Annotated in this window: 30 protein-coding genes and 1 other RNA gene; 23 read left to right on the top strand and 8 right to left on the bottom strand. The window is 63.0% G+C overall.

Translation table 11 applies throughout. The annotated features are described in order from the left end of the window. Nucleotide 1: 1 nt before the first annotated feature. The 3 genes from NLN62_RS30210 to NLN62_RS30200 form a co-directional block, all read right to left on the bottom strand. Entirely contained in the window at nt 2-766 is a 765-nt protein-coding gene (locus tag NLN62_RS30210) for a tripartite tricarboxylate transporter TctB family protein (protein WP_254111255.1), read from the bottom strand. 95 nt (nt 767-861) lie between these two features. Further along, on the bottom strand, nt 862-1392 hold the full coding sequence (locus NLN62_RS30205; protein WP_254111254.1) for a chromate transporter: 531 nt from the start codon (nt 1390-1392) through the stop codon (nt 862-864). Then, entirely contained in the window at nt 1389-1991 is a 603-nt protein-coding gene (locus tag NLN62_RS30200; protein WP_254111253.1) for a chromate transporter, read from the bottom strand. Before NLN62_RS30200 ends, NLN62_RS30205 begins: the two co-directional genes overlap by 4 nt. 85 nt (nt 1992-2076) lie before the next feature. Between NLN62_RS30200 and ssrA the strand changes: the two genes are divergently transcribed. The 8 genes from ssrA (at nt 2077) to NLN62_RS30160 (ending at nt 8199) form a co-directional block, all read left to right on the top strand. After that, nucleotides 2077-2443, top strand: a transfer-messenger RNA (tmRNA) gene (ssrA, locus tag NLN62_RS30195). Nucleotides 2444-2579: 136 nt separating this feature from the next. Beyond that, entirely contained in the window at nt 2580-3098 is a 519-nt protein-coding gene (locus NLN62_RS30190) for an SspB family protein (protein WP_027524421.1), read from the top strand. 88 nt (nt 3099-3186) lie between these two features. Beyond that, complete coding sequence (gene fumC, locus NLN62_RS30185; protein ID WP_254111252.1) at nt 3187-4617, top strand: class II fumarate hydratase; 1431 nt, start codon at nt 3187-3189, stop codon at nt 4615-4617. A gap of 275 nt (nt 4618-4892) precedes the next feature. Next, complete coding sequence (locus tag NLN62_RS30180) at nt 4893-5081, top strand: DUF4169 family protein (protein WP_027524419.1); 189 nt, start codon at nt 4893-4895, stop codon at nt 5079-5081. After that, on the top strand, nt 5078-5332 hold the full coding sequence (locus NLN62_RS30175; protein ID WP_027524418.1) for a ribbon-helix-helix domain-containing protein: 255 nt from the start codon (nt 5078-5080) through the stop codon (nt 5330-5332). Before NLN62_RS30180 ends, NLN62_RS30175 begins: the two co-directional genes overlap by 4 nt. A 118-nt stretch (nt 5333-5450) precedes the next feature. Then, nucleotides 5451-5762, top strand: coding sequence for a FeoA family protein (locus tag NLN62_RS30170; protein ID WP_027524417.1), 312 nt, complete (start codon nt 5451-5453; stop codon nt 5760-5762). A 22-nt stretch (nt 5763-5784) separates the two neighbouring features. After that, nucleotides 5785-7656: a ferrous iron transporter B gene (locus tag NLN62_RS30165; protein ID WP_254111251.1), complete on the top strand. Its 1872-nt coding sequence runs from the start codon at nt 5785-5787 to the stop codon at nt 7654-7656. Between the two features lie 261 nt (nt 7657-7917). After that, nucleotides 7918-8199 carry a hypothetical protein gene (locus NLN62_RS30160; protein WP_027524415.1) on the top strand — a complete coding sequence of 94 codons (282 nt, stop codon included), beginning with the start codon at nt 7918-7920 and terminating at the stop codon, nt 8197-8199. Nucleotides 8200-8351: 152 nt separating this feature from the next. Here the strand turns inward: NLN62_RS30160 and NLN62_RS30155 are convergent, their stop codons facing one another. After that, the gene (locus tag NLN62_RS30155) at nt 8352-8699 is read right to left on the bottom strand and encodes a hypothetical protein (protein ID WP_254111250.1); all 348 of its coding nucleotides are present in this window, start codon (nt 8697-8699) and stop codon (nt 8352-8354) included. 144 nt (nt 8700-8843) lie between these two features. Here NLN62_RS30155 and cax point away from each other — a divergent pair, with 144 nt between their 5' ends. The 5 genes from cax to NLN62_RS30130 all read left to right on the top strand — a co-directional run bounded on the left by cax (nt 8844) and on the right by NLN62_RS30130 (nt 13464). Next, complete coding sequence (gene cax / locus NLN62_RS30150) at nt 8844-9947, top strand: calcium/proton exchanger (RefSeq protein WP_254111249.1); 1104 nt, start codon at nt 8844-8846, stop codon at nt 9945-9947. 38 nt (nt 9948-9985) lie between these two features. Continuing rightward, nucleotides 9986-11764 carry a sulfatase-like hydrolase/transferase gene (locus tag NLN62_RS30145; protein ID WP_254111248.1) on the top strand — a complete coding sequence of 593 codons (1779 nt, stop codon included), beginning with the start codon at nt 9986-9988 and terminating at the stop codon, nt 11762-11764. A 51-nt stretch (nt 11765-11815) separates the two neighbouring features. Further along, nucleotides 11816-12193, top strand: coding sequence for a nuclear transport factor 2 family protein (locus NLN62_RS30140; RefSeq protein WP_254111247.1), 378 nt, complete (start codon nt 11816-11818; stop codon nt 12191-12193). 27 nt (nt 12194-12220) lie between these two features. Next, complete coding sequence (locus NLN62_RS30135) at nt 12221-12718, top strand: GNAT family N-acetyltransferase (RefSeq protein ID WP_254113749.1); 498 nt, start codon at nt 12221-12223, stop codon at nt 12716-12718. A gap of 284 nt (nt 12719-13002) precedes the next feature. Next, nucleotides 13003-13464 (top strand): hypothetical protein, encoded by a 462-nt coding sequence (locus NLN62_RS30130; RefSeq protein ID WP_254111246.1) that lies wholly within the window; start codon nt 13003-13005, stop codon nt 13462-13464. Nucleotides 13465-13493: 29 nt separating this feature from the next. Here the strand turns inward: NLN62_RS30130 and NLN62_RS30125 are convergent, their stop codons facing one another. The 3 genes from NLN62_RS30125 to NLN62_RS30115 form a co-directional block, all read right to left on the bottom strand. Further along, on the bottom strand, nt 13494-14171 hold the full coding sequence (locus tag NLN62_RS30125; protein ID WP_254111245.1) for a hypothetical protein: 678 nt from the start codon (nt 14169-14171) through the stop codon (nt 13494-13496). 339 nt (nt 14172-14510) lie between these two features. Next, a complete protein-coding gene (locus NLN62_RS30120) occupies nt 14511-14762 on the bottom strand; it encodes a hypothetical protein (RefSeq protein WP_027524410.1) in 252 nt (83 codons plus the stop codon). 28 nt (nt 14763-14790) lie between these two features. Continuing rightward, nucleotides 14791-15915 (bottom strand): DUF2336 domain-containing protein, encoded by a 1125-nt coding sequence (locus tag NLN62_RS30115; protein ID WP_027524409.1) that lies wholly within the window; start codon nt 15913-15915, stop codon nt 14791-14793. 513 nt (nt 15916-16428) lie between these two features. Between NLN62_RS30115 and NLN62_RS30110 the strand changes: the two genes are divergently transcribed. The 9 genes from NLN62_RS30110 (at nt 16429) to NLN62_RS30070 (ending at nt 23599) form a co-directional block, all read left to right on the top strand. Then, complete coding sequence (locus tag NLN62_RS30110; protein WP_254111244.1) at nt 16429-17472, top strand: site-specific integrase; 1044 nt, start codon at nt 16429-16431, stop codon at nt 17470-17472. Beyond that, a complete protein-coding gene (locus NLN62_RS30105; protein WP_254111243.1) occupies nt 17439-17696 on the top strand; it encodes a hypothetical protein in 258 nt (85 codons plus the stop codon). Before NLN62_RS30110 ends, NLN62_RS30105 begins: the two co-directional genes overlap by 34 nt. 2 nt (nt 17697-17698) lie before the next feature. Beyond that, entirely contained in the window at nt 17699-18280 is a 582-nt protein-coding gene (locus tag NLN62_RS30100) for a hypothetical protein (protein ID WP_254111242.1), read from the top strand. Between the two features lie 82 nt (nt 18281-18362). Beyond that, a complete protein-coding gene (locus tag NLN62_RS30095; protein ID WP_254111241.1) occupies nt 18363-18626 on the top strand; it encodes a hypothetical protein in 264 nt (87 codons plus the stop codon). Between the two features lie 349 nt (nt 18627-18975). Then, complete coding sequence (locus NLN62_RS30090; protein ID WP_254111240.1) at nt 18976-20076, top strand: DNA polymerase III subunit beta; 1101 nt, start codon at nt 18976-18978, stop codon at nt 20074-20076. Nucleotides 20077-20080: 4 nt separating this feature from the next. Further along, entirely contained in the window at nt 20081-20920 is an 840-nt protein-coding gene (locus tag NLN62_RS30085; RefSeq protein WP_254111239.1) for a bifunctional DNA primase/polymerase, read from the top strand. Beyond that, nucleotides 20917-22422 carry a DEAD/DEAH box helicase gene (locus NLN62_RS30080; RefSeq protein WP_254111238.1) on the top strand — a complete coding sequence of 502 codons (1506 nt, stop codon included), beginning with the start codon at nt 20917-20919 and terminating at the stop codon, nt 22420-22422. Before NLN62_RS30085 ends, NLN62_RS30080 begins: the two co-directional genes overlap by 4 nt. Then, a complete protein-coding gene (locus tag NLN62_RS30075) occupies nt 22419-22841 on the top strand; it encodes a hypothetical protein (RefSeq protein ID WP_254111237.1) in 423 nt (140 codons plus the stop codon). The genes NLN62_RS30080 and NLN62_RS30075 overlap by 4 nt, the downstream gene beginning before the upstream one ends. A gap of 542 nt (nt 22842-23383) precedes the next feature. Then, the gene (locus NLN62_RS30070; RefSeq protein ID WP_254111236.1) at nt 23384-23599 is read left to right on the top strand and encodes a hypothetical protein; all 216 of its coding nucleotides are present in this window, start codon (nt 23384-23386) and stop codon (nt 23597-23599) included. A gap of 128 nt (nt 23600-23727) precedes the next feature. Here NLN62_RS30070 and NLN62_RS30065 read toward each other — a convergent pair whose 3' ends face one another. Continuing rightward, nucleotides 23728-24258: a recombinase family protein gene (locus NLN62_RS30065; RefSeq protein WP_254113747.1), complete on the bottom strand. Its 531-nt coding sequence runs from the start codon at nt 24256-24258 to the stop codon at nt 23728-23730. Nucleotides 24259-24589: 331 nt separating this feature from the next. On the opposite strand from NLN62_RS30065, the gene NLN62_RS30060 reads away from it, so the two are divergent. After that, nucleotides 24590-24814, top strand: a complete 225-nt coding sequence (locus NLN62_RS30060) for a hypothetical protein (RefSeq protein WP_254111235.1) — start codon at nt 24590-24592, stop codon at nt 24812-24814. Nucleotides 24815-25095 lie beyond the last annotated feature (281 nt).

Below are 25095 nucleotides of genomic sequence, written 5' to 3'. Positions count from 1 at the left end.
CTCACTGGACCAGGAATCGCGGGAACATCGGCATCGGCAATCCCAGCACGTAAGGGAATAGCAGCGCGCAGCCGAGCGTCAGGCAGGCGCCGACGATGGCGGCTTCGATCCAGCGTGTCTCGTGCGAGCCGGTCGCCGCGATCAGGAAGCTCACGAAGGCTGTGACCACGAGGCCGAGCGGCCGGATCGCCAGGGCGAAGAAGACAATCGCCGCCATCACGAACAGCGGCCCGCGCCAGGAATAATGCGACAGCCCCGCTCCTTCGCTCAGCAGTCCCGTCAGCGCGATGGCCGCGGACAGCGCGACCAGCAGCCCGCCAAACATGCGCGGCGCGGTGCCCGCACCGAACTTGAAGCCCTGCATGCCGTGCAGATCGCTCGAGGCCCACAGCGCGAACAGGGCCACCGCCATCAACACGATGCCGCCGATATAGTCCTGCGGCGCGCGGATGATCATGAAGAGCGTGAGGATCGCGACCACGATCAGAGGATAGGAGTAGATCAGCGCCAGCAGGACGTCGGAAGACAGTGTCTTCTTGGCATCGGCAGCAAAAGATCCCAGCATCGCGCCGGGAGCTCCGCCAAACAACGCTGTCGCATGGCTGATCAGGACGGTTGCCGGGCCACGCCCGCTACCCCATCCGAAGATCGTGCCGATCGACCAGATGAATTCGAATATCTGCGGCGCGAACGCCAGCAGGACGATGCCGATCGCGACCGATGTGTTTCGCGTCGTTGTCGCCGAGTGGCCCATCGTGTCGGCCATGCATGTCTCCTCCGCGACCCCTAAGTCACGAGCCTTGTTGTTCTATTGGATGGAATTGGACCCCCACCACCAGCATCATTGCCTAGCGACTTTCATTACACAACGCCAGCAAAACCCAAGATGCCCCCGGCGAGCAACAGCCAGAGCGGATTGACGCGCGACACCGAGGCAAGCACCGCAACGGCCGCCATCAGCAGCGCGGCAATCACCGTGTGCGAGGTGGATCGAGCCAGGATCAGGGCGCTTGCCGCCATCAGGCCGATAGACAGCGGAACCAGTGCAGCCTGGATCATGGCGGGCCAGCGTGATTGGCTGGGATGGTTGAGGAGGCGGCTCACATAGTAGGCAAGCAGGGCCGTCGGCAGGCACATCGCGAGCGTTGCCGCGAGCGCGCCGGGAATCCCGGCAACCGCATAGCCGATCAGCGTGACGATCAGGACGTTCGGGCCGGGCGAGAGCTGCGAGATCGCAAAGGCGTCGGCGAACTGCTTGTCGGTCATCCAGTGATGCACGTCGACGGCGATGCGGTGCATCTCCGGCACCGCGGCAGCCGCGCCGCCGACCGCGAACAGCGACATCAGGCCGAAGGTCGAGATCAGCGCCCAGATCGGGTTGTCGCTGTTCATGCTGCTACCTTCCGTCGCATGGCAACCGTGATCGCGATGCTGGCGGGGATTGCGACCAGCAGCACCGCCTGGAGCGGCAGCCGAGCTACGCCGATCGCGACGAACACGGCGGCCATCAGGACGAGGGCGATGGCGTCGGCCCGCTTCAAGAGCGGCGTCATCATGCGAAAGACCACCGCAATCAGCAGCCCGACCGCCGCACAGGACACCCCGGCAAGGGTGCGGCGCAAAACCTCCAGCTCGCCGAAATGGGCGTAGAGCACGGCCAGAGCCGTCATGATCAGCGTCGGCGGCACCAATAGCCCGGCGAAGGCAGCGATACCGCCCGCCAGCCCGCGCAGGCGAGAGCCGAACACCATCGACAGGTTGACGATGTTGGGACCGGGGAGGAAGTGGCAAAGCGCAAAGGTCTCGTTGAACTCGTCCGCCGTCATCCAGCGGTAGTCGTCCACGATCGCCCGCCGCGCGAACACCAGGACGCCGCCGAAACCGGCCAGCGACATCCTGGCGAAGGCCATGAACAGGGCGAAGAGGCCCGGCGGGACGGTCTTGGCGGGACTATCCGGCTCTTGAACGGCCGGTGCGGAATCCGAGGACATGGCGGCAGCTTAAGGGGGCGGTTATCCCGGCGCCAAGGCCGGCCTTGCGGGCGGCCGGCACCTATCCAAAGGAACTCGCACCAAACCCCTGTCTTTCCCAACCTTTGCCCCCTATATTGGGGGTGCCGGCTTGCCGGCTATGGAAATAAACGGTCGTCGCAATAAACCATTCGGACCCGGGGGCGGTACCCGGCGCCTCCACCAAAGCCCACTAGAGGGCTACCCGAGAAGCGGGCTTTGGCGGGGGCGAAATAGGATCGACGAGGGCGTAAAGGGCGTACTTTTTCCCGGTATTGTTCCGCCGTTATCGGGCTACTGCAATAGTTGCCAACGACAACGTTGCTCAGGTTGCTCAGGCTGCGTAACGCAGTTTGAAAGACCACTTTAAAGTCCTAGCGGGTTAAGCTCCGCTAGGCGGGGTTCGGAGGCACCTGGCAACAGAAGCCTCCACTTCCATTTTTCTCCCACCCATTTTTTCTCGCGGGCGGGGACTCCTGTTGGCCGGTCGGGCGCGGTACCATTGCGGCTTGGCGAGTCGGCGCGGCACCGGCTAGGGAAATACGACAGGACCGATAGTCAGGATCCATAATGGCGACCGATCATATCCGATACGACGTCCTGGCACGCGACGCATTGCGCGGCGTGCTGCGGAAGGTGCTGAGCGATGCCGCAGCGCACGGATTGCCGGGCGAGCATCACTTCTTCATCACCTTCGTGTCGAAGGCGGAGGGCGCAAAGCTGTCGCCACGGCTGCTCGCGCAATACCCCGACGAAATGACGATCATCCTGCAGCACCAGTTCTGGGATCTGACCGTGCTCGAGGACCGCTTCGAGGTTGGCCTGTCCTTTGGCGGCATCCCGGAGCGCCTGGTTGTGCCGTTCAGCGCGATCAAGAGCTTCCTCGACCCGTCGGTGAAATTCGGCCTCCAGTTCGACACCTCCGATGTCGCCGAAGTGCCGCCCGCGGCACTCCCTGCGGCCCCTGCTCCGTCGGCCGTGTCGGTCCCCGCGCCGGCTGCCGAGAAGGCGGAAGCCGAGGACGAGCCGACCGCGCCCAACCAAGGCGGCGCCGAGGTCGTGCGGCTGGATCGCTTCCGCAAGAAATGATTGAGGTCGCGGCGCGCGAGAGCGCAAGCGCGGCCAAACCATCTATATAGATGAGCATCGAGAAGCCGCGCGCATTCTGCGCGGCGGAATGGATGTGCTCATGGACAAGACGACCCGCCCCTCACGCCACTCTTCCACCCGGATCGAGACCGACAGTTTTGGTCCCATCGAGGTCCCCGCCGACCGTTACTGGGGCGCGCAGACCGAACGCTCGCGGCAGAATTTCCGCATCGGGGAAGACCGCATGCCGATTTCGCTCGTGCATGCGCTCGGCATCGTCAAGCTGGCCGCAGCCCAGACCAATCGCGAGCTCGGCCTCATCGACCAGCGCCGCGCGAATGCCATCATCCGCGCTGCGCGCGAGGTGGTCGAGGGCAAGCTCGACGACCACTTCCCGCTGGTGGTCTGGCAGACCGGCTCGGGCACCCAGAGCAACATGAACCTCAACGAGGTGATCGCCAACCGCGCCAACGAGCTGCTCGGCGGTGAGCTCGGCACCAAGAAGCCGGTTCATCCCAACGACCACGTCAACATGAGCCAGTCGTCGAACGACTCTTTTCCCACCGCGATGCATATCGCGGCCGCCGGCCGGATCACGGCCGATCTCATTCCCGCTCTGTCCGAGCTGCTCGGCGCGCTGCGCAGGAAGGAGAAGGCATTCGCGGAGATCGTCAAGATCGGCCGCACTCATACCCAGGACGCGACGCCCCTGACGCTCGGCCAGGAATTTTCCGGCTATGCCGCACAGGTGGAAAGCGGCATCGCGCGATTGAAGGTCGCGGTGAAGGATCTCTATCCGCTCGCGCAAGGCGGCACCGCAGTCGGCACTGGTCTCAATTCAAAGCCGCGCTTTGCAAAGCTGTTCGCCAAGCATGTCGCCGGGATCACGAAACTGCCCTTCACCAGCGCCGCCAACAAGTTCGAGGCGCTGGCGTCGAACGATGCCTATGTGCTGGTGCACGGCGCCATCAATTCGGTGGCCACGGGGCTGTTCAAGATCGCCAACGACATCCGCCTGCTGGGATCGGGCCCGCGCTCGGGGCTGGGCGAACTGATCCTCCCTGAGAACGAGCCGGGATCCTCGATCATGCCCGGCAAGGTCAACCCGACCCAGTGCGAGGCGATGACCATGGTGTGCTGCCAGGTGTTCGGCAATCACACCGCGATCACGGTGGCCGGCAGCCAGGGCCATTTCGAGCTCAACGTCTTCAAGCCCGTGCTCGCCTACAACATGCTGCATTCGATCCGGCTGATGGCCGACGCCGCGCGCTCCTTCACCGAGCATTGCGTCTCGGGCATCCGCGCCGACGAGAAGCGGATCCGCGAGCTGATGGAGCGCTCGCTGATGCTGGTCACGGCACTGGCGCCGAAGATCGGCTACGACAATGCGGCCAAGGTGGCGAAAACGGCGCATGCCAACGGTACCACGTTAAAGGAAGAGGCGCTCCGGCTCGGCTTGGTGTCGTCCGACGAGTTCGAGCGGCTGGTCCAGCCCGAGAAGATGACCCGTCCCGGTTGAGTTGCCGAATTTCGCTAGACCTCCGTAAAGATACGGAGGAAAAAATGGCAAGAAATATAAGATCCGGGCAAGGGGATTTGATTACCGTCAATGTTCTGGCCTTGGCGCATGCTAGGCGGGTGTTTGCCCACGACCGGGCGAAATTGATTGTTTGATGGTATCAGAGGCCGATTGACGAGGACCAAATGGCGATCAAGTCTCATGGGACGCAACGCAGCGCATCATTTCTGAAGATTTCATCCTCCCTGCCGAGGACCGGCTGATGGAGACGCGGCATGGGGAACGTCATCAACCTGAACCGCTTCCGGAAGCGCGCCGAGCGGGAAGCCTCGGAGAAGCAGGCGGAGGCCAACCGGGCGAAGTTCGGCCGCACCAAGGCCGAGCGATCGGCGGAGGAGAAGCGCGAGGCCCAAGCGAAGGAGCGCCTGGATCAGCATCGGATCGAGCGCGAGGAACAGCCATGAAATCGCCCGTCGTCAAGCGATCGATCGTCGTCGCCGGCCACAAGACCAGCGTCAGCCTGGAAGAGGCCTTCTGGAACGGCATGAAGGAGATCTCCGGCCTGCGCAACATGACGCTGTCGGAACTGGTCGGCGAGATCGACAACAACCGCCAGCAGGGCAACCTGTCGTCCGCGATCCGCCTGTTCGTGCTGGATTACTTCAAGGCCCGCGCCATGGCCGTCCTGCCCGAGCAGAAGGTCCCGGCGCAATAGAGCGCGAAGGCGCTCGACAAAACCCGTCGCGAGACCCGCACTTTATAATCACTCTAAGGTGCGGTCGCGGCTGCGTGAGCGCGCTTGACCTGTCCCGCTGCCGTTGAAAATACAGGGCATGACCGACGACAAGATCACGCGCCCGCAAATATCCACGCACATGCCCTCGGGTTCACCCTCGAGTTTGCCCTTGGGGCTGGCCGAACGCGGCTATTCGGGCGTCATCCAGCATCTTTCCGCCAGCGATGCGGGCTCGGCCCTGTCGGACGTCGAGCTGGAAAGCCGCCTGATCGAGCTCGGCTTCGTCGAGGGTGCCAAGGTCGAGATCCTGCACGAGGGCATCGTCGGCCGTGACCCGATCGCCGTGCGCGTCGACAACGTCACCATCGCGGTGCGCCGTCGCGAAGCCATGGCCATCATCGTCGCGTAGATAGCGACCGGACCTTGATCCCATGGAAGCTCCCCTGCTGCATCTGGCCCTCGTAGGCACGCCGAACAGCGGCAAGACCTCGCTGTTCAATGCGCTGACCGGCAGCCGGCAGAAGGTCGCGAACTATCCCGGCGTCACCGTCGAGCGCAAGGAAGGCTTCTTCGTCACTCCCTTGGGACGCCAGGTCTCGGTGGTCGACCTGCCCGGCACCTATTCGCTGCGCGGCCGCAGCCCGGACGAGGAGATCACCCGCGACATCGTACTCGGCAAGGCGTCGGGCGAGACGCAGCCCGATCTCGTGCTGTGCGTGGCCGATTCCACCAATCTGCGCCTGACCATCCGCCTTCTGCTCGAGCTCAAGCGCACCGGACGGCCGATCGTGCTGGTGCTCAACATGTTCGACATCGCGACCCGCCGCGGCATCACGGTGGACGTGGCGCAGATGGCCAACGCGCTCGACGTGCCCGTGGTCACCTCGATCGCGGTGCGCAAGGGCGGCACCGCCGACCTGCTCAAGCTGACCGACGAGATCTCGGCGCAGATTCAGCCCGAGCCGCAAGAGAACACGTGGCGGCCGCTCAGCGTCGCCGAGCTACGCGCCACGCAGCGCGAGGCCGACCGCATCATCGCTTCCACAGTGAGCCTGCCGAGCCGGCCCGACACCTGGACCGCGCGGATCGACGCCGTGGTGCTGCATCCCGTCGGCGGCCTCATCGTGCTCGCCCTCATCCTGTTCGTGATGTTCCAGGCGGTGTTCGCCTGGGCGCAGCCGCTGATGGAGCTGCTGTCGTCCTCGTTCGACGCGCTCGGGCAGTTCGTGCACGACACCCTGCCCGCCGGCCTGTTGCAGAGCTTCCTGCAGAACGGCGTAGTCTCCGGCGTCGGCAGCGTCATCGTGTTCCTGCCGCAGATCATCATCATCTTCCTGTTCATCCTGCTGCTTGAAGATTTCGGCTACATGGCGCGCGCGGCCTTCCTGATGGACCGCATCATGGGCGGCGCCGGCCTGCACGGCCGCGCCTTCATTCCGCTGCTATCGAGCTTTGCCTGCGCCATTCCCGGCATCATGGCGACGCGCGTGATCGACAACAGGCGCGACCGGCTGACCACGATCCTGATCGCGCCGCTGATGACCTGCTCGGCGCGCATTCCCGTCTACACGCTGATCATCTCCGCCTTCATTCCGGCCAAGCAGGTCTGGGGCTTCGTCAATCTCCAGGGCCTCGTGATGTTCGGGCTCTACGCCGCCGGCATCACCAGCGCGCTTCTCGTCTCGTTCCTGATCAAGTTCTTCATGCTGCGAGACTACGCGCCGGCGCCGTTCATGCTGGAGCTGCCCGACTACAAGATGCCGCGGCTCAAATCGATCGCGATCGGCATCTTCACCCGCGCAAAGATGTTTTTGCAGCGCGCCGGCACCACGATCTTCTCGATGATGGTCCTGATCTGGTTCCTGGCCTCGTTCCCGCAGCCGCCGGTGGGCGCCGCGGACCCCGCCATCAACTACAGCCTCGCCGCGATCCTCGGCAAGGCGATCGCGCCGCTGCTCGCGCCCGTCGGTTTCAACTGGCAGATCGCGGTGGCGCTGATCCCGGGCATGGCGGCGCGCGAGGTCGCGGTGGCAGCCCTCGGCACCGTCTATGCGATCGAGGGCGGCAAGGAAGCGGCCGAGCAGATCGGCCAGGTGCTGGCGACGAAATGGTCGCTGGCAACCGCCCTGTCGCTGCTCGCCTGGTACATCTTTGCCCCGCAATGCGCCTCCACGCTCGCGGTGATCCGGCGCGAGACCGGAAGCTGGAAATGGATGGCGACCACTTTCGCCTACATGCTGGCGCTCGCCTATGCCGCGAGCCTTGCGACCTACAACATCGCGGTGGCGCTGGGCGCCGGCTAGCACTCCACGTTCGACGGGCTCGCTTTCGCGGACCTCCGGCCCCCAAAACCAAAATCTCGAAAACAACCCCATGCAAAGTAGCCGGCGGCGGCCGACGCCGCCCATGCATATCGGAAAATCCGTTGATGCGTCGGTCAAATCACCGGCACGATGGATCAAGGCTCGTCAACCCGGACCGTCGCGGGTTCCGCATTGATTTCGATCAATGGCGCGACCCGGTCGCATGTCACGTCCTCTCATCGTCCTGCAAGGAGAGAGCAAATGACTGGACATGCCAGGCTTCTTGGACTGATCGTGAGTGCCGCCCTCTTAACAGCAGCCCCTCTGTCGTTCAGTTATTCGCCGACGGAGGCGCTGTCGGTGTCCGTTGATCGCGCCGAGGCGCGCGTTGGGCGGCCACTGACGCCCATGAGCGTTGCAGGCGTCAACCGCAGAGTACATCGTCGCGCCTATTACGGTGCCGCGGCGGCAGGAGCCGCAGCCTATGGTGCCTACGGCTATCGCCGGGCTTGTGGCTACTATCCGTATCCGCCCTGCTATTGAGGCTCGCGCGAGGCTCGTTGCTTGGCCGCGACGAGCCTCGTCGCTTCTTTCCTCATCATCTCGGTCAGCGGGACGTTTGCGCTGCGGGGCACGCCATCCGCGGTCTCCCGAAAACGCCTCTCAACCATGGTCGCGCCGCTCGAAGACGTTCGTCATATCGGACGCGAATTCACCTTTTCACGCATCGTGTGACAAAAGGCTTCCAACTGACGCTGGATGGCCTCGAAATTGGCGAGCAACTTGTCGGCTTGTTCGCGATCCGCTGACCCCGCAATAAAACTATTTCGCAGAATTGTAAGGTAGGTCACGCGGTTTCGGCCATTGGCCGCCCTGCGCTCGGCGAATTCAAGCTGCTCGAGATCGTGGCTCAGCATGTCCTCGGTGGCGAGCAGCAGCTTCATGATCGTATCGCGATTTTTCTCGCTGAGATCAGCATTGTTCAGGAGACTGAGATAGTGGTCGATGTTGGCCAGGGCGATATACCGGTCCGTCCTGTCCATCGCGCCCTCCTTGGGACGCCCGATGCTATTCGGGAATGTTTGCCGACGCCACCTCTTCGAAGAGCCCTCACAAGCCATTGAGCTAGATCAATGCCCGGCCGGTTCCCGGCGTCAGCGTCGAGGTCTGATCGCGAAGGACCGACGATGGACGCGCTCCTCAAGGAAATCCGGCATAGCCCGCTCTTGTGGATGCTGATCTTCGTGCCCGTGGTGATCGCGCTCGAGCGCATCATGCCTGACGCACATACGCTGCTGTTCGTGCTGGCCGTGATTGCCATCGTTCCGCTCGCGAGCCTGCTCAGCCACGCGACGGAAGCCATCGCGGAGAAGACCGGTGATGCGGTCGGCGGCCTGTTGAATGCCACACTCGGCAATCTGACGGAGCTGATCATCGCGGTCACGGCGCTGCATGCCGGAGAATACATGCTGGTCAAGGCCTCGATCGCGGGTGCCATCGTGACCAATTCGTTGTTCATGCTGGGCGCATCCCTGCTTCTGGGCGGACTGCGACACCACGTGCAGGACTACAACCGCGCCGGCGGCAGGCTCTATTCCGCGCTGCTGCTGATGGCCACGATCGCCCTGTTGTCACCCTCCGCCGTCGCCGACCTCAACTTTCCCGGAAGCGAGACGGCGGTGCACCGCCTGAGTGCCGCCCTGGCGATCCTGCTGATCGCGGCCTACGGCCTCAGCATGCTGTTCTCGCTAAAGACGCATAAGGAGCTGTTCGCCGGCAGCGACCACGGCGAAGCGGCCGGACCGATGCTACCGATCGCGGTGGCAATTCCGACGCTGGGAATCGTGACCGTGCTGGTTGCGCTGGTGAGCGAGATTTTCGTCGAGTCCGTGCAGAAGGCAGCCGAAGCGCTGGGCATGAGCCCGGCGTTCGTCGGCTTCATCGTGGTCGCCCTGGTCGGCGCCGCGGCCGAGATGGCGGTGGCATTCGGCGCGGCACGCCGCAACCGGCTTGATATGAGCGTGAGCATCGCGCTCGGAAGCGCGGCCCAGATCGCCTTGTTCGTCGCCCCCGTTCTCGTGCTGCTCAGCTATGTCGTCGGGCCGCAGCCGATGGACCTTGAATTCTGGCCCGGCGCGGTGACCATGGTCATGATTGCCACCGTGGTGACGAGCTTCATCACCAGTAGCGGGCGATCGGCCTGGTTCATCGGCGCTCTCCTGCTGTTCATCTACGCGATCTTCGCGATGACGCTCTACATGGTCCCGCCCGGTTCGCACGGCCCGGTCTAGAACACCGGCCCGGATGGAGCGCAGCTTGTCCGCATGGGGTGCGGCGTTGGCTGCGCCGCACGCATCAGCTTGCCGCCGGTCCGCAAAATAGCCGGCGATCAGCGCCCGAGAACCGAATTGAAGAAATCGAAGCCTCAGGGCATTCTGCTGCCATGGCTTTGACCCTGGCACTTGTGACGACCATCTGCGCCGTTGCGCTGACAGAACGCAGCGTTGAACACCTGCTGTTTGCGATCGCAGCGCTCTTCCTGAACGCAGCTCTGCTGCTGGTTTTCGTTGCCGATTTCGAGAGAGCGATCCTGCTGTCCGGCGTGCTGGCAGTCGCAATCGCCGGTGTATCAATCGTCAAATTCAAGCACAGCGCACTCAAACTGATCGTTTCCGATCTGCCGCTTGCGTTTGCAGGTACAGTCCCATTCTTTGTGTTGCAATACCCACGCATGATGCTGGGTGTTCTGGTCGCCGGCATCCTGCTCGCTCTCGCTTCGATCGCGGTTCTGGTCTACGCCGCCGGATCTCCGATTTCTGTGGCCTTTCGAATTCCCTTGTTCTGCCTTGCACTCATCGGCTTTGCGAAGGCTTCCGCCATAAAGGGCGCCACGTCCCTGCGGCTGACGCTGACGCAAGGGCGGTGCTTTTATTCCACCTTCATGGCCTCGCTCATCGACCCCGCGTCCTGGCGGCAGTTCAATGGGCTGGCTCTGAGCGATATCGCAAACGAACCGCTGCCGCTGAAGGAGGCGATTCCCGAGCGCTCCGGCGACCGTCCGGACATCATCGTCATCCAGCACGAGTCGATCTTCGACCCGCGCATCTTTGGACTGCCGATCGAGCCGGTCGTCGAAGCGTTCCTGTCCCCGGCAGAGGGGGAATTCGGGCGCCTCAACGTGGACATCTACGGTGGCGGCTCGTGGCAGTCGGAATTCAGCCTGCTGACCGGTCTTTCAAGCGCCAGCTTCGGTTCAAGCGCCTACTACCTCTTCAGGAAAGGCGCCGGCCGGTTCCACAGCAGCCTGCCGCGCTCGCTGGCCTCGCTCGGCTACAAGACGACACTCACATCGAGCTGTCGTCGCGACTTTCTCGACTATGACGAGTTTTACGGTTCGATCGGCATCGACGAACGCATCTTCATTGACGACTTTCCGCCGCCCTTTGATATCAGGCGTTTCGAGGCGACGAATTCGGACGCGACGTTTCTGGAAGCGGTGATCGATGCTCATGCCAAGAGGATTGCCGACGACCCATCACCTCGATTTCTTTACGTGCTGACCAACTTCAATCACGGTCCGCATAATCGGCGGCTTGTGCCGCCCGGACAGCTTGAGCAGGAGCGCGCCTTTGCCATGGCCAGCCTCGCCGATGCCGAATATGCCGAATACTACGCGCGGCTCGTCGAGACCGCCTCGACCTGGCAAAAGCTCAGAGAGAAGCTGGCCAACAGGTTTCCGGGGCGACCTGTTCTCGTGATGCACTATGGAGACCACCAGCCCGTATTGACGAGACGGATCGATCGCCACCTGGAAGGTCCGGAAGACAGCCGGCGTCCGTTTCGCACATTCTACGCGATCGAGGCTTTGAATATCCCCCAGTTCGACCCCGGACGGGGCGCTGACCTCGATATCGCTTTTCTTGGAACCGTCGCCTTGCAACGTGCGGGCCTGCCGCTTGACCCAATATTCGCCACGCGTGCGAGCTTGCTTGACGATTGCGGAGAAACCTACTTTGCATCGGCCTCCGAACGGAAACGCCGATTCCACCGCACGCTTGTGGATCGGGGCTTGATAGACTTGAAGCCGCGCGTTCAGCACGCCCGCTAGCGCGGCGCATTCTTCCATGCTTTGCTCGGCGCCACCATGCAGGAGGTTCATATGGATGACCGGACCGTGCGGCTTGCGCTGGAGCGTCACTGGAATGCGTCGGATGCCGGCGATTTCGACGTCGAGCATGACATCTACCGCGAGGATGCCGTGCTCGATTATCCGCAGTCCGGCGAGCGGATCCGTGGCCGGCATAACATCAGGGAGAGCCGGTTCGTGCAGCCGAACAGGAAGCGCTTTTCGGTCCGGCGAATTGTTGGCGGCGGCGATCTCTGGGTGACTGAATTCACGCTCAGCTATGACGATGTACCGTCTTACGCCGTGAGCATCATGGAATTCCGCGAAGGATTCGTGGCGCACGAAACGCAATATTTCGCCGACCGGTTCGAGCCGGCGCCGTCGCGCGCGCGTCTCGTCGAGCGCGTCTGAATGGACGGCAAGCCGCTATCTGCTTCCATGCGATCCTTCACCACCGAGAGGCTGACCGCCGAAAGGCTGCACGAAGGTCACTTAACGGATCTGGTCGCGCTGCACCTCGATCCCGAAGTGTCCCGTTATCTCGGCGGCGTGCGCTCGCCCGAGGCGACGAAGGCTTATCTCGCGGTCAACATGGCCCATTGGGATCGTCACGGCTTTGGGCTCTGGGCACTGAGAACGCCGACGGGGGAGTTCGCCGGGCGGGCAGGAATTCGGCACATTCTTTTGGATGACGTCGACGAGATCGAGATCGCCTACACGTTCAAGCGCAGTCTTTGGGGCCAGGGACTTGCAAGCGAAATCTCGAGCGCGCTGACGAACATAGGACTGGCACAGCTCGAGCTGCCGTCCCTTATCGGCGTGGTTTCCGCCAAGAACGGTGCATCCCGTCGCGTGTTGGAGAAATCAAATTTCAGCCTGGAGCGGAGCACGATTCATCGCGGCGAAGACGTCGTGATTTACCGCACCCGACGATGAGAGCCACGGGGCAATCGCGGCGGTGAGATCAGGTTGTGTACGGCGTGTCTGAACCGGTCCCGCCCCGTCGACGACTAATCCCACTACAGCGCTCGACGTGGCCGTCCAGACGGGGGCAAGCCGGGATGTCCATCCTTCCGCAGGGGGTTAAGTTAATGGAGCCACGCAAGCAGCCACGCCAATGGACGCCGCCGGCGCCCCCGCCCCCGCGCAGCCCGGCCATCGCCCCCTCGAAAGTATCGGCACAGTCATCCCGCTCCGAATGGGGGATCGTGGAATACTTCGTGTCGTTCATCTTTCACGTGCTGTTCTTCGGCCTCATCGCAGGCTTGTTGCGGACGCGGTTTCCGCTCGATCTCGGCCTGTTCATCTTCTTCACCAGCGAGAGGATGACCGAGTGGGCGTTGCGCAAGGTCGGGATACGGCTCGTTCCCGACTCGCTCGGCGAGACGTTCGTGCATTCCTTTGTGTGGGGGACCGGCGCATCCATCTTGCTCACGCATTGGAGGGCGGCCGCACCCGCCTGGCTGGTGCCGCTCGGTCTCGTCGATCCGCCCTGGTCCATGCTTGTTGCCATGGCCGTCGGATGCGCCCTGCTCACGGCCGTCTCGACGGCGGTCGTCAGGCGCGTGCTGCCGTGGTTCGGGATCAGGCTCGCGCGTGACAGCCTGGCATGGACGATCACCTATGGCCTGGTTGGATTTGCCATCCTGGGCCTCGTTCTTCTCGTCCTCGCCGCCCTTTGAGGAATTCGCAGCGCCTCGCCTCGGCGAGGCTACGCGGGCGACCCGGTCGTTGCGGCGTTCTTGTCGGTCAGAATGCTGACGCTGATCAGGAGAACCCAAATTGGGAATACCACGATGCTCCAATCGAAATAGTAGCTGCCAATCAAAAGGATCGCTGCGATCAGGTATCCGCCAAGCGCCAGCCAGCGCGGCGTGAGGCCGGTGTAGACGCCGATCGTCGACGTCGTGATCATGAAGACGGATGCTGTTTTCACCACGTAGATGTTGATCATTCCGTAGGCCAGTGCGCGTCCGAAATGGAACGTCGCCGAATTGACCAGGACTTCCGGGGCGGCGTGAAACGCGAGTATGATCGCTCCCACGACGGCCGCTGCCGCAAACAGCATCGCCAGGAGCAGAAGACCGCTGCCAAGGAACACGGTTGCGAAGAACTGGTCCTCGCGCTGCCCAAGCCTGTCGCGGAGTGCACCGACGAACCAGAGAAAGGCTATTCCGGCAAAAGGCACCAGATTCAACGCGATCACGACGTTGGTCGCTCCGGTGTGCAGCCAGGCGCCCGTTTCCATGGGATCCCGCGGCACCGAATGCCGCATCAGCAGGAAGACTGCAAAGAGCAGGATCGAGAACACGACACCCGCGATAGCGGCGGCTCGCGGGGTTCGCAAATGGGCGTGCATCACGCTCGGCCGGTCAGCAGAATCGCGCATGGCAGTGCTCCCCTCTCAAGAAAATGGCCCGCGGGGACCATCACCGCCCAAAGCGCGATACCTGTGAGGCACAGAAACGAGGCCGGGAATCGCCACGATCGATCTGCCCGCGGACGAAGCAGGTCATTGCATGTGGTTCTCAGCCCAAACTATTGATCAAGATCAACGCCGCCCTCGGTAGCCGGAGCCAGGGACGATGACAGAGGTGTGCCTGATCAGGGGAGGAATGATGGGTTTCGCTTCGCTCTACCCATCCTACAGTCTTAGCGGACGCTCTTTTGCTGCGCTCGGTGAGCGCGACTTGCCAATGAGTCTACGCGGCGGTCAGCAGACTTACCCCTAGCGGAAATAATCCAGCACCAGATCGAGGTCGGAGCGGCCGGCGGCGGCGCCGTTGAGGTCGGCGTCGATCACCCGGCGGCAGGCTTCCACGGCGGCGTGGTCGCCGAGATCGTTGGCGGCCTCGAGCACGAGCCAGGCCGCATCGACCGAGGCCTTGTCCGGTTTCGCTCCGCCGGCATCGGCACTCAGCGGCTTGTTGAGGGTCTTGTTGAGATTCTTGCGGGCTGCGGTGCCGAATTGAGGCAACATGGCAAATACTCCCCTGCCAATTCCCTGTTCAGTGCATCTGGAGTTCGGCGCTGCGGCCTGCCGCCGGATCGGCAGCGGTGCTGTTCTTGCGCGACTGGTAGAACTTCAGGATGCTGCGTGACGTCTCGATCTTGAGCCGGCCGAAGTCGCGCTCATTGTCCTTGAGGTCGCGCGCGGTGATCAGATGATCCTTGGCGCCGAGGAACAGTAGCGACATCGTCGTGTCCCACGAGAAATTCAGTGCCTTGCACAGCACCAGCAGCATCTCGCGATTGCGGTCCATCAGCGCGCGCTCGATCACGTCGACCGGCAGCGCCGAGAGCAGCGACAGGCCGATCTGCACCTCATCGAACCGGTGCTGGCGCGCATAGTTCGAGATCGAATCCTGGTTGAGGTTGCCCTGGCGGTGCTGCGTCGTCACCACGCGCTTGGCGACGAAATAGGTCCGCGAGGACGGTCCGAATTTCGATTGCAGGTCGCCGGTGACGCCAGTCACCGAGCTCTGGATCTGCGACATCATCTCCGGCCGCTCGCTCTCGAGCCGGCGGCGGACGTCCTCCGACGCTTTCGCAATGAGCTGCTGGAAGATGTGCCGGGGCACGTCCTTGCGGAGGCCAAGCTGCTCGGCGAGGATCGAATCGCCGTCGGCGCGCCTCACCATGTGCAACAGGCTGGAGCCCGAGAAGCGCGCGCCCTCGTTCCTGGCGACCGAGGTCACGACCTCCTGGTTGCCGCGCTTGACCAGCACGTCGGTCACGGCTTCGCCGATCGACTTGCGCTGGGAGATTGCCAGCAGATGATCCTGCCCCTTGCGCAGGGCGTTCTCGATCAGCGTCTTCTCGTCGAGCCGGTCGGACTCGCGCAGAACGGGGCCGGCGACCGCAATCTCGTCGTCGAAGGCGAGCTGATGCAACACGTTGAGCGGGGCGTGGTCGCAGGCGACCATCAGATCGGAGAGCTGCGCCCGCGCCGCCACCTCGATCTCGTCGGCGAGCTTGCCGATCACCTCGCCGAACATGCTGATCTCGTCGGCGCTGTAGCGGCCGGTGATCAATAGGTCGGTCGCATGCCACAACGCACGTGCACGGCTTTCGTCGGTGCCGCGCGCGATCGCGTCATCCAGATCCTGCAGAAGCGATTTCGCTTCGTTCATGGCGAATGTCCCCAGTTCTTGGCGGGCCGCCCTGTCCGCTTGGCAGCACGCCGAATTCCTCTGGGAACCACGCTAGCCGTAAAACGCGAGAATTCGGTAAAATCGGCAAATCAGTTTTTCCGAGCAAAATTCCCTAAAATTTGCGCTGATAGCTTTACGCCAGCGTAAGAGCGCAAGGCAGGCGGATTAAGGTCAAACGCAACAAACGCGCTGCGCATTGCTGTGCCCTCTCCCCTTGTGGGAGAGGGCAACTCCGCAGGCAGATGCGTGCTCATTCAGGTGAGGGGTCTCTCTCCGCGCACACATCTCTCGCAGTGAATTCGCGGAGAGAACCCCTCATCCGGCGCTTCGCGCCACCTTCTCCCACAAGGGGAGAATTAGCTCTCCAGAGGCTTCTATGCGGTTCTATTCGCCTACACTTAAGCCATTGAGCTTCCAGGAAATATGTCCATATGATAGTGTGTGCCTCTATCGGCTTTTACACACATCATTGAGACACTTTCTGGGACACAAATGGCGCGCAAAGTCCGCAACAGCCTGCTCGAAAGCCGCAGCGCGCGGCTGAAATTAGCAGTTCGCCGCAAGCCGTACACCGGTTCTTCGCTAGGGCGCGGCATGGCGCTGCTCTACCGGCGCAACAAGACCAACGGCAGTTGGGTGGCGAAGGTCAGCGACGGCCACGGCTCTTACTGGACCAAAGCCTTCGCGGAGGCTGACGACTTCGACGCCAGCGACGGCAAGACCATCTTGGACTTCTATCAGGCGCAGGATGTTGCGAAGTCGCTCGCGCGCAGGCAGCCCGGCGATATCGGCGACGACAGCCGTCCGGCGACGGTCAGCGAGGCGTTGGATCGCTACGAGGACGACCTGAAGGCGCGCAATGGCAGCGTCTACAACGCGCGCCATCCGCGCTCGCATCTCACGTCGGTCCTACTATCCAAGCCGGTCCAGTTGCTCGACGCCAAGGAACTCAACGTCTGGCGCAACAGCCTGCTCGCGAGGGGACTGGAGCCCGCGAGTGTCGTCCGCTACTGCAAAGGCCTCCGCGCCGCCCTGAATCTCGCCGCATCGCACGATGCACGCATTCGCAACAACGAGGCATGGCGAACCGGCTTGGAAGCGCTTCCCGACGCAACGGTTGCGCGCAATGTCATCCTCGATGACAAAACCGTGGGCCGGTTCATCAATGCCAGCTATGCGCATTGTTCCGCGCTCGGCCTGTTCGTCCACGTGCTGGCTGAGACCGGTGCACGGCCATCGCAGGCGACGCGGCTTCTGGTCGAGGACCTTCATGGCGGCGCGAACCCGCGACTGTCGATGCCGAGGTCGGCCAAGGGCGGGAGCAAGAACCGCGTTGCGCGCAAGCACGAGCGCGTCAACGTGCCGATCAGCGAGGCGCTTGCGGCAAAGCTGAAGAAGGCCGCCAAGGTCACAAGCCGGATGCGCCGTTGCTATTGCAGGGTGACGGCCAGCCATGGAGCAAGAGCCCAAGCAACGACTACCGCGAGGACATTGCGGAGGTTGTGCGCGCGATCGGCCGCGATCACGAAGAGGTGACGCTCTACGCATTGCGGCACAGCAGCATCGTCCGCGCGCTCAAGCGCAACGTGCCTGTGCGGATCGTCGCCGCAACGCACGACACCTCAGTCGCGATGATCGAGCGGACCTATAGCAAGCACATCACGGACCATACCGACGACATCTCGCGCGCGGCGCTGCTTCAGCATGAGCCGCCGCTTGCCTCTGTCCCCGGAAACGTCACCCCGATCGCGGGGCGCTGACGATGGGCAGCAAACCGCGCAAGACCGAGCCGTCGCTTGACGATCCGCACTGGCTGCCGGCTCAAGAGGAATACAAACTGCTCTATCAGCGCCGCGGGCATTCGAAACTCGCGAGCCTCGATATGAACAAAGCACTCGCCAGCGGTCGCGTGCGCTGCATGCGGCGGAACATCGAGAGCGGGGACCCCGAACCGCTGACACGCGAGTTTTGGGCCCACCGCGAACTCGTGGCCCACGCCACTGCCTCGTTTACTCGGACCCGTGATGGTCCCGATCCAGTCGGGTTTGTGTACTTCCTCTGGCACCCGGACGTTGAGAAGGTCTGGCCAGCGCTGCGCCAAACGGATGACGAGACGGCGCCAGTGCGAGCCAAGCCGGGGCCCAAGCCGAAAGATGACTGGCACACGCTGATCGCGCAATGGCTGATCGCGGTAGCCGTTGACGATCCAAAGCGCCTGCGCAACGTCGACACCTTGGTCGTAGAAGCTACAGCCTTTCTGGACGACGGGATAGAGTGGGCGCCCTCAGATCGCAAAGACCTGCGCAAGAAGCTCGTCGAGTTGTTGATCCTGGTACGACGCTAATTGCCCCCGAATTACCCCCGAATTACCCCTGACCTTCTTCCGATGAATTTTCTAGGGTCCGCCGGATTGTTGGAGGACCAGCATGGCTTATCGCCCCGAAGTCACGGGTAGGAAGATCACCTCGATGGGGATGGTGACGGGAACCGATCTCGACGCCTACAGCATCGAAGCGTTCTGCGTAAGGCACAGCATCTCGGTCCCCCAGTATTACAAGATGCGCAAGCTCGGCCTCACGCCCGTCGAGTTTCGCGTGGGCACGCGCGTCCTGATCAGCCGTGAAAGCGCCGCAGCGTGGCGGCGCGAGCGCGAGGCTGACACGAACGCTGCCGCCGGCGCCGCCGAGTAATCGGCGCCGGCACACTAAAAATTTGGATCTGAGTTTCGCCGAGGCAATCGCCGCTCGGCTGAGGCGAACTATTGCGTCAAAGGAGCGGAGATGTCGTAGCAAAACGGGCAAAGGGGCGCCGTCGCGAGATGGCGCCCTCTTCATTCTTGGAGGACAGCTCAATGCTCACCAAGCCGCATATCTGGACTGCTATCCACCTGCATGCCGCCGTGCGCCTGGTCGCCGGGCTACGTTGCCCTTGCTGCGAGCGCGAACTCCGCGCACAGGATGTTGAGCCGCTCGACCACGGCGACGTTCGCATCGTCTGCCTCGGGTGCCATCGTGACCTATTCGCGATCGAGAGGCAGTGATGGCGGGCCTCATCAAGACCCTGAGCGGCTCGCTGGTAGCCGCGCTCGACCGTGCTGCACTTCCAGTCCGCGAGCGCGAAAGCCAGCGCATTCCCGCGTTGGGGGCCGTCCGGCTCGCTGCCAATGGCGACTGTCTTTCCGTCACCGCGACCAGCATCGACGGCACCATCAGGACCAGGCTCGAGACCACGGCCGAGGGCGACATGGCGTTGCCGCTGGAACGGCTCACCAGCCTTGTGCGTCATTTGCCTGCCGACGCCGAAATCACGATCGCCGCCGACGACAAGGGCGCAACGATCACCTCGGGCAGATCAATATTCAGGCTGCCGGTCATTCCGCTTGAAGATCTGCCGCAGATGTTCGGGCTCGGCGAGATCACCGGCGCCATCGAGGTCGAGGCCAAGATCGCGCGCGACCTGTTCGCGCGGCCAGCATTCGCGATCACGCAGGAAGAAACACTGTACTTTCTCCGCGGCATCTGCCTGTACAACACCGAGAAGAATCTCGTCGGGGCTGCCAGTGATGGCGTGCGGGCCTGCTTCATTACGACTCCAGCGGCAACCTCGCTCTCGGTCGATCGCTCGCTGATCGTCCACCGCGACTTGGCGAAGGTCATTGTTCGCCTTCTCGCCAATGCCACTGGCAAAGTCGTACTGCGCCGGACGGATCGGTTGTTCGGACTCGATGGGGCGAGCTTCGCGCTCACCGCCAAACTGATCGACGCAACGTTTCCCGACTGCGAGCGCGTGACCGCGGGCGAGAGGCCGAACGCCGTCCTCGTCGACCGCATCAAACTCGCGGAATCGCTCGCCCGCTTCAAGGCAGCCGCCGATCCGCTCGTAAAAACACAGCGGGTGACACTGCGCTGGGATGCTGATGGCCTGCACCTGAACTCGCACGACAACGTCGAGGATCTCGCCGCCGAGACCGAGGGCGAGGCCGTTACCGCGATCCAGCTTCCCCACCTCCTCGATCTCGTCGGCTCGGTGCGGGGCGACTGCATGAGGCTCGCCACCAAGAATTCAGGCAGCCTCATCGCCATTACCGATCCCGACGACGCAAGTTTTGCGGCGTTTCAGTCACCGCTCAGGGTTGGGTGATGTCATGAACGACCTTCTCGCCGCAGCACTTGATTACGCCGCCCGCCGGCTGCCGGTGTTCCCAATTGTGCCGCGCGGCAAGACGCCGGCGGTTGCGCGCGGCTTCTATGCCGCGACGACCAATCCGGCAACCATCCGCCGCTACTGGACCGATCCCGATCGGAACATCGGGATTCCGACCGGAGCGTCTTCCGGCGCCTGGGTGCTCGACATTGACGGCGACGAAGGCGCGGTAAGCCTGCGCGACCTCGAGGTGAGGTACGGAGCCATCCCGAAAACGCGCAGTGTGATCACTTCGCGAGGCCGCCACCTGTGGTTTGCATATCCCGGTGCGATCCCGTCCTCCGCGGCCCGGATCGGTGACGGCCTCGATGTTCGCGCCGATGGCGGTTACGTTGTCGCACCGCCATCCGTCCATGAATCCGGCCACATCTACGCCTTCGAAGATGCGCAGACGCCATTGGTCGAGGCGCCGGCCTGGCTGATCATCGCGGCTCGCACCAAGCCCATCAGATCAATCAGCGAGGCCGCGCTCGCGACGATCCGTCCCATAGGCAACACCAGCGGTCGCGCCTACGGCCAGGCCGCGCTGCGCGACGAGACCGCGATACTCGCCGCAACCCCGCGCGGCTCGCGAAATCACGCGCTCAACAAGGCTGCTTTCAACCTCTTCAGGTTGGTCGCCGGCGGCGAGCTCACCGAGGCCGAGGTCGTCGAGTCGCTCCGGCAGGCCTGTCTGGCGAACGGCCTCGCCCAGGACGACGGCTGGAACAGCGTGGGGGCCACAATCCGCTCAGCCCGTATGGCCGGAATCCAGCATCCGAGATCGCGGGGCACGCCATGACCGAGGTGCTGCGCCCATATCAGGCCATGGTCATCGAAGAATTTTGGCGTGCGGTCGAGGCGGGGCAGCGCCGGATCATTATCGTCGCGCCGACCGCGTCGGGCAAAACCGTGATCGCGCGGGCCATCATCGAGCAGGCCCGCTGCAAAGCCTCTAGCTCGCTGTTTCTCGCCCACCGCCGCGAGATCATCACCCAGACCAGCAACAAGCTGCGCGGAATTCCGCACGGTGTCATCCGGCCCGGAGACCAGCCGCGACCGTTCGAGCTCGTGCAGGTGGCGAGCGTGCAGACGCTACATCGCCGAGCCATCAAGGCGGGCACGATGGAATTGCCCGAGGCCCAGTACGTCATTGTCGATGAGGCCCATCACGTCGTCGCACGCAGCTATCAGTCCATCATCGAGCACTATCCCGACGCAGTCTTGCTCGGCCTGACCGCAACGCCGTGCCGTGGCGACGGCCGCGGGCTCGGCAACGTCTTTCAGGTGATGTTGCAGTGTCCGCAGGTCGGCGAGCTGGTCGCGCAGGGCTATCTCGTCGGGACGAAGGTTTATGCCCCGGTCGATCCCGATCTCCATGGCGTCCACATCCGCCACGGCGATTATGTCGAAAGCGAGCTCGCCGATCGGATGGACAAGCCGAAGCTGGTCGGCGACATCATCAGCAACTGGTACAAGTTCGGTGAGCGGCGGAAGACCGTCTGCTTTGCGACCTCCGTCCGCCACAGTGTCCATATCAGAGACGAATTCATTGCCTCCGGTGTCCGCGCCGAGCACATCGACGGCACGACGCCGATGGATGAGCGCGACGCGACGCTTGCGAGGCTGGCCTCCGGCGAGCTCGAGGTCGTCACCAACTGCATGGTGCTGACCGAGGGCTGGGACATGCCGGTGCTCGGCTGCATCATCCTGGCGCGGCCCACGAAGCAGATGGGGCTTTACCGCCAGATGATCGGTCGCGGACTTCGCCCCGCGGCGGACAAACCCAACTGCATCGTCATCGATCATAGCGGCGCGACCTATAGGCTCGGCTTCGCCGAGGACTACGTCGAGTGGACGCTCGATCCCGATCACCACGCGGAGAATTCGACCCACGCCGCCCGTACCGGCGACAGGCCTGGCGGGCCTAGGATCGTCGAATGCCAGGATTGTGGCGCCGCTCGCGTCGGCGGGATGGCCTGTCTCAGCTGCGGATATTTGCCGGCGCCATCGCCATGCGCCATTGAGGTGATCGATGGCGACCTCGGCCTCGTCGCTTCTTCGCGCAGGGCCCGACCCCATTCCGACGACCCCCATCTCCGCGACGAATGGCACTCCATGCTCGCCGGCATCGCGGCCGAGCGCGGCTACAAGCCCGGGTGGGTCGCTCACCAGTACCGCTACAAGTTCGGCGACTGGCCGCCCCACGGCGCACGGCCGGTGCCGGTCGAGCCATCGGTCGAGGTCCGGCGCTGGGTGCAATCTCGGATGATCGCCTACGCCCGCGGGAGGAAATCCGCATGAAAACGAAGCGCACCACAACTGAGCGTTACGTCCGGATCTACCACCGAATGATGCAGACGCAGGCCTGGCGGAGCCTCGACGGCAACGCGCGCGCCATCTACATCGAACTCGCCATGCTCTACCGCGGTAACAACAACGGCAGCATCGGCTTCTCGGCACGCGAGGCGGCACGGTCAATTCTAGTTTCGAAGGCGACTGCCGCCCGAGCCCTGATCGTTTTGCAAGATCGCGGCTTTATCGTCGCCACCACCAAGGGGCGCTTCGATATTAAGCGCCAGGCCACCGAGTGGCGGCTCACCGAGTTCAGATGTGATCTCACTGGCCAGCCCGCCTCTCGTGACTTCGAGACCTGGGTTACCGCAGACATCATCCCGCTCCGTACCCGTCGAGAGAGTGCAGAGAGGGGTACAGATGGATAGCTTAAGAGTGTCTCACCCACGAGACCGGACCCGGTCTCACCTACGAAACCGTGGGAAGACTTATGGTCCCGTCCGTGAGACCACAAGGTCTCACCCACGAGACCGTGTGGTCTCACCCATGACACCACAAGGTCAACTTTCCAGATCGCCGACATCACTGACCTTGGAGCCGGTTGACGGGCAAGCGATTCAAGTTCGAACGCCGTGAGGCTGATCTCTACCCGATGTCACCGACAATCTACTGCCGCGAAAGCGGGCGGCTTTCTCAGTCTGGCGAAGCTGGAGCTGCGCCGGTCGGTCGTCAGCAAGTCAGGCATTCGCCGCTCAGGACAAATTGCGCTATACTGGGTTCATGCTCCAAAGCACCGGTCGGATGTCATTGAACCAGGAACCAAAAGTCGAGATCCTACCACCTCATCATGCGATGGCATTGGATACGCTAGGGCGCCAACAGGAGGGGGTACCCACCCCGTAGAGCATTGGCACGCAAAGCAATACCACCGGACATAAGGTCACTGTGTAGGTCTTATACAGGCGAGGCCGTGCGATCGCTTGCCGCCATCATGCGTCAGGCCGATGCGCCACCCAGCGCACGAATACAGGCCATCGCCATCCTGTTGGACCGCGGTTGGGGCAAAGCCGTTCAGCCGATCGCCGGCGAGGACGGCGAACCGCTTCGCATCGTCATCAGGCAGTTCAACGAGACGATTGACGCCGATCTCACGCCGACTGGCACGACCGCCGGGCTGGTAAACTGATCTTTTGGGGACTGATTGCCGAATGGGCGCTCACGTTGGTCGTGATCTTCAAGTTTTGCGATGATGAAGAAACGGCCGACGAGAGTTAGGATCGTAGGCCCGCTCGCCGGGCCGACGCACGCAAAATCTTAGAGACCGCGAGCCAGGACGTTTCTGACGCTGGTCGCGTGCCAGGCGCCGCCACGGGGTCCCAGTATCCCTTGAGCGTTCAATCGATCGGCGATTTGGCGCAGCGAATTCGCCCCGTTCTGCTGAATTTGCTGAATGAGGGGGAGTACCGCGACGGCGTGGTTGTCGGCGGCTTGCCGAATTTGATGGATCGCTCGCTCTCGGGCGCCTTGGAGATCTGGATTACCAAGCTTGACGCCGCGCACCTTCGCTGCAGCAAGCGCAGCGCGAGTGCGCGTTCCAATCAGCGTGCGTTCCTTTTCCGCCAGCGCAGCGAACAGGTGCAGGACAAACGGATCGACGTCGGCGCCGAGTTCGGCGACGAGGAACGGCACCCGATGCACCATGAGGCCGCTGATGAAGTGGACGTCGCGGCTGAGGCGATCCAGCTTGGCGACGCCGAGGTGACACTTGTACTTCTTGGCGTGCGCCAGCGCGGCTCTGAGCTGAGGACGGCGGTCCAAGGCATCGTGGCCCTTGCCCGAGTCCACCTCGACAAATTCATGCACGATGTGGAAGCGCTCGGGATACCTCTATAAAATCCGCTGTATTTGACTATACCACCGTTTAGATTCTGTACGATCCGCGTTTTCGGAATCGCAGCGAGTCATTCTTGCCGTGTGCGCGTGTGCAGGCCCATGCTTCATGCCTCCAGCCCGTCGGCGTCTCTACCGTTTGGGGGTAACGTGGTTGCACTTTGTGCCGTGGTTGTTTCCTCTCAGCTAGGGTAGAATAATTCGGTGCGGCAGCGATCCCTATGCCTGCGACGAAAATGGGTTGCTGTGGAAGGACGGTCGTCTGCCGCACTCTCGCGAGGGGCCAATGACCGACTACGATCCTGACGCTCCGAAGTCCGCCGAAGAGATCGAGCTGGAAGACACGATCGCCGATCTGGTCTATCGCTTGAACCACGCGCGCGAGGGCAGCGCCGAATACAAGTTTATCGAGCGTCAGCTCACCGGCGTCTTCCATGGCAGCGAGCTTGGCGGCCTCATCATCGAAGAGTACGAGATGCGCGCGGAGCTGGCGGTGCCTCGCCGCCGCTAACGGCTGCCGGACCAGTCGGCCAGACACCTATCATGCCCGGCGCAACAGTAAGCACACGCTCCGCCTAGCGTCACGGGAGGGGGGAGGACCCGGGGGCATTAGTCGGGATTGAAGCGACCAAGGTACCGGTACCGGTTACTGTGGCACGTCTTCTACATCATTTTCCGCGAGGCACTTGAGTACTGGGGCGTGTACTCAGTAAGCGGCTTGGCCGACTGATGTCCGCTCAACCCCCAACAGCGGCGGCAGAGCGGACATTGCTCGAGGTCGCAGAAGGGCCA

The sequence above is a fragment of the Bradyrhizobium sp. CCGUVB23 genome, assembly GCF_024199885.1.
In the GTDB taxonomy this organism is placed as follows: Bacteria; Pseudomonadota; Alphaproteobacteria; order Rhizobiales; family Xanthobacteraceae; genus Bradyrhizobium.
This window is presented reverse-complemented; position numbering and strand designations above follow the sequence as displayed.

What these genes read in the sequence shown, in the direction of transcription:
- NLN62_RS30135 (WP_254113749.1), top strand. Translation starts at nt 12,221, where the DNA reads ATGCGATCCTTCACCACCGAGAGGCTGACCGCCGAAAGGCTGCACGAA.
- NLN62_RS30175 (WP_027524418.1), top strand. Translation starts at nt 5,078, where the DNA reads ATGAAATCGCCCGTCGTCAAGCGATCGATCGTCGTCGCCGGCCACAAG.
- fumC (WP_254111252.1), top strand. Translation starts at nt 3,187, where the DNA reads ATGGATGTGCTCATGGACAAGACGACCCGCCCCTCACGCCACTCTTCC.
- NLN62_RS30200 (WP_254111253.1), bottom strand. Translation starts at nt 1,991, where the DNA reads ATGTCCTCGGATTCCGCACCGGCCGTTCAAGAGCCGGATAGTCCCGCC.
- NLN62_RS30085 (WP_254111239.1), top strand. Translation starts at nt 20,081, where the DNA reads ATGAACGACCTTCTCGCCGCAGCACTTGATTACGCCGCCCGCCGGCTG.
- NLN62_RS30095 (WP_254111241.1), top strand. Translation starts at nt 18,363, where the DNA reads ATGGCTTATCGCCCCGAAGTCACGGGTAGGAAGATCACCTCGATGGGG.
- NLN62_RS30110 (WP_254111244.1), top strand. Translation starts at nt 16,429, where the DNA reads ATGGCGCGCAAAGTCCGCAACAGCCTGCTCGAAAGCCGCAGCGCGCGG.
- NLN62_RS30180 (WP_027524419.1), top strand. Translation starts at nt 4,893, where the DNA reads ATGGGGAACGTCATCAACCTGAACCGCTTCCGGAAGCGCGCCGAGCGG.
- NLN62_RS30075 (WP_254111237.1), top strand. Translation starts at nt 22,419, where the DNA reads ATGAAAACGAAGCGCACCACAACTGAGCGTTACGTCCGGATCTACCAC.
- NLN62_RS30080 (WP_254111238.1), top strand. Translation starts at nt 20,917, where the DNA reads ATGACCGAGGTGCTGCGCCCATATCAGGCCATGGTCATCGAAGAATTT.
- NLN62_RS30170 (WP_027524417.1), top strand. Translation starts at nt 5,451, where the DNA reads ATGACCGACGACAAGATCACGCGCCCGCAAATATCCACGCACATGCCC.
- NLN62_RS30100 (WP_254111242.1), top strand. Translation starts at nt 17,699, where the DNA reads ATGGGCAGCAAACCGCGCAAGACCGAGCCGTCGCTTGACGATCCGCAC.
- NLN62_RS30155 (WP_254111250.1), bottom strand. Translation starts at nt 8,699, where the DNA reads ATGGACAGGACGGACCGGTATATCGCCCTGGCCAACATCGACCACTAT.
- NLN62_RS30125 (WP_254111245.1), bottom strand. Translation starts at nt 14,171, where the DNA reads ATGCGCGATTCTGCTGACCGGCCGAGCGTGATGCACGCCCATTTGCGA.
- NLN62_RS30210 (WP_254111255.1), bottom strand. Translation starts at nt 766, where the DNA reads ATGGCCGACACGATGGGCCACTCGGCGACAACGACGCGAAACACATCG.
- cax (WP_254111249.1), top strand. Translation starts at nt 8,844, where the DNA reads ATGGACGCGCTCCTCAAGGAAATCCGGCATAGCCCGCTCTTGTGGATG.
- NLN62_RS30120 (WP_027524410.1), bottom strand. Translation starts at nt 14,762, where the DNA reads ATGTTGCCTCAATTCGGCACCGCAGCCCGCAAGAATCTCAACAAGACC.
- NLN62_RS30160 (WP_027524415.1), top strand. Translation starts at nt 7,918, where the DNA reads ATGACTGGACATGCCAGGCTTCTTGGACTGATCGTGAGTGCCGCCCTC.
- NLN62_RS30060 (WP_254111235.1), top strand. Translation starts at nt 24,590, where the DNA reads ATGACCGACTACGATCCTGACGCTCCGAAGTCCGCCGAAGAGATCGAG.
- NLN62_RS30090 (WP_254111240.1), top strand. Translation starts at nt 18,976, where the DNA reads ATGGCGGGCCTCATCAAGACCCTGAGCGGCTCGCTGGTAGCCGCGCTC.
- NLN62_RS30115 (WP_027524409.1), bottom strand. Translation starts at nt 15,915, where the DNA reads ATGAACGAAGCGAAATCGCTTCTGCAGGATCTGGATGACGCGATCGCG.
- NLN62_RS30190 (WP_027524421.1), top strand. Translation starts at nt 2,580, where the DNA reads ATGGCGACCGATCATATCCGATACGACGTCCTGGCACGCGACGCATTG.
- NLN62_RS30140 (WP_254111247.1), top strand. Translation starts at nt 11,816, where the DNA reads ATGGATGACCGGACCGTGCGGCTTGCGCTGGAGCGTCACTGGAATGCG.
- NLN62_RS30205 (WP_254111254.1), bottom strand. Translation starts at nt 1,392, where the DNA reads ATGAACAGCGACAACCCGATCTGGGCGCTGATCTCGACCTTCGGCCTG.
- NLN62_RS30165 (WP_254111251.1), top strand. Translation starts at nt 5,785, where the DNA reads ATGGAAGCTCCCCTGCTGCATCTGGCCCTCGTAGGCACGCCGAACAGC.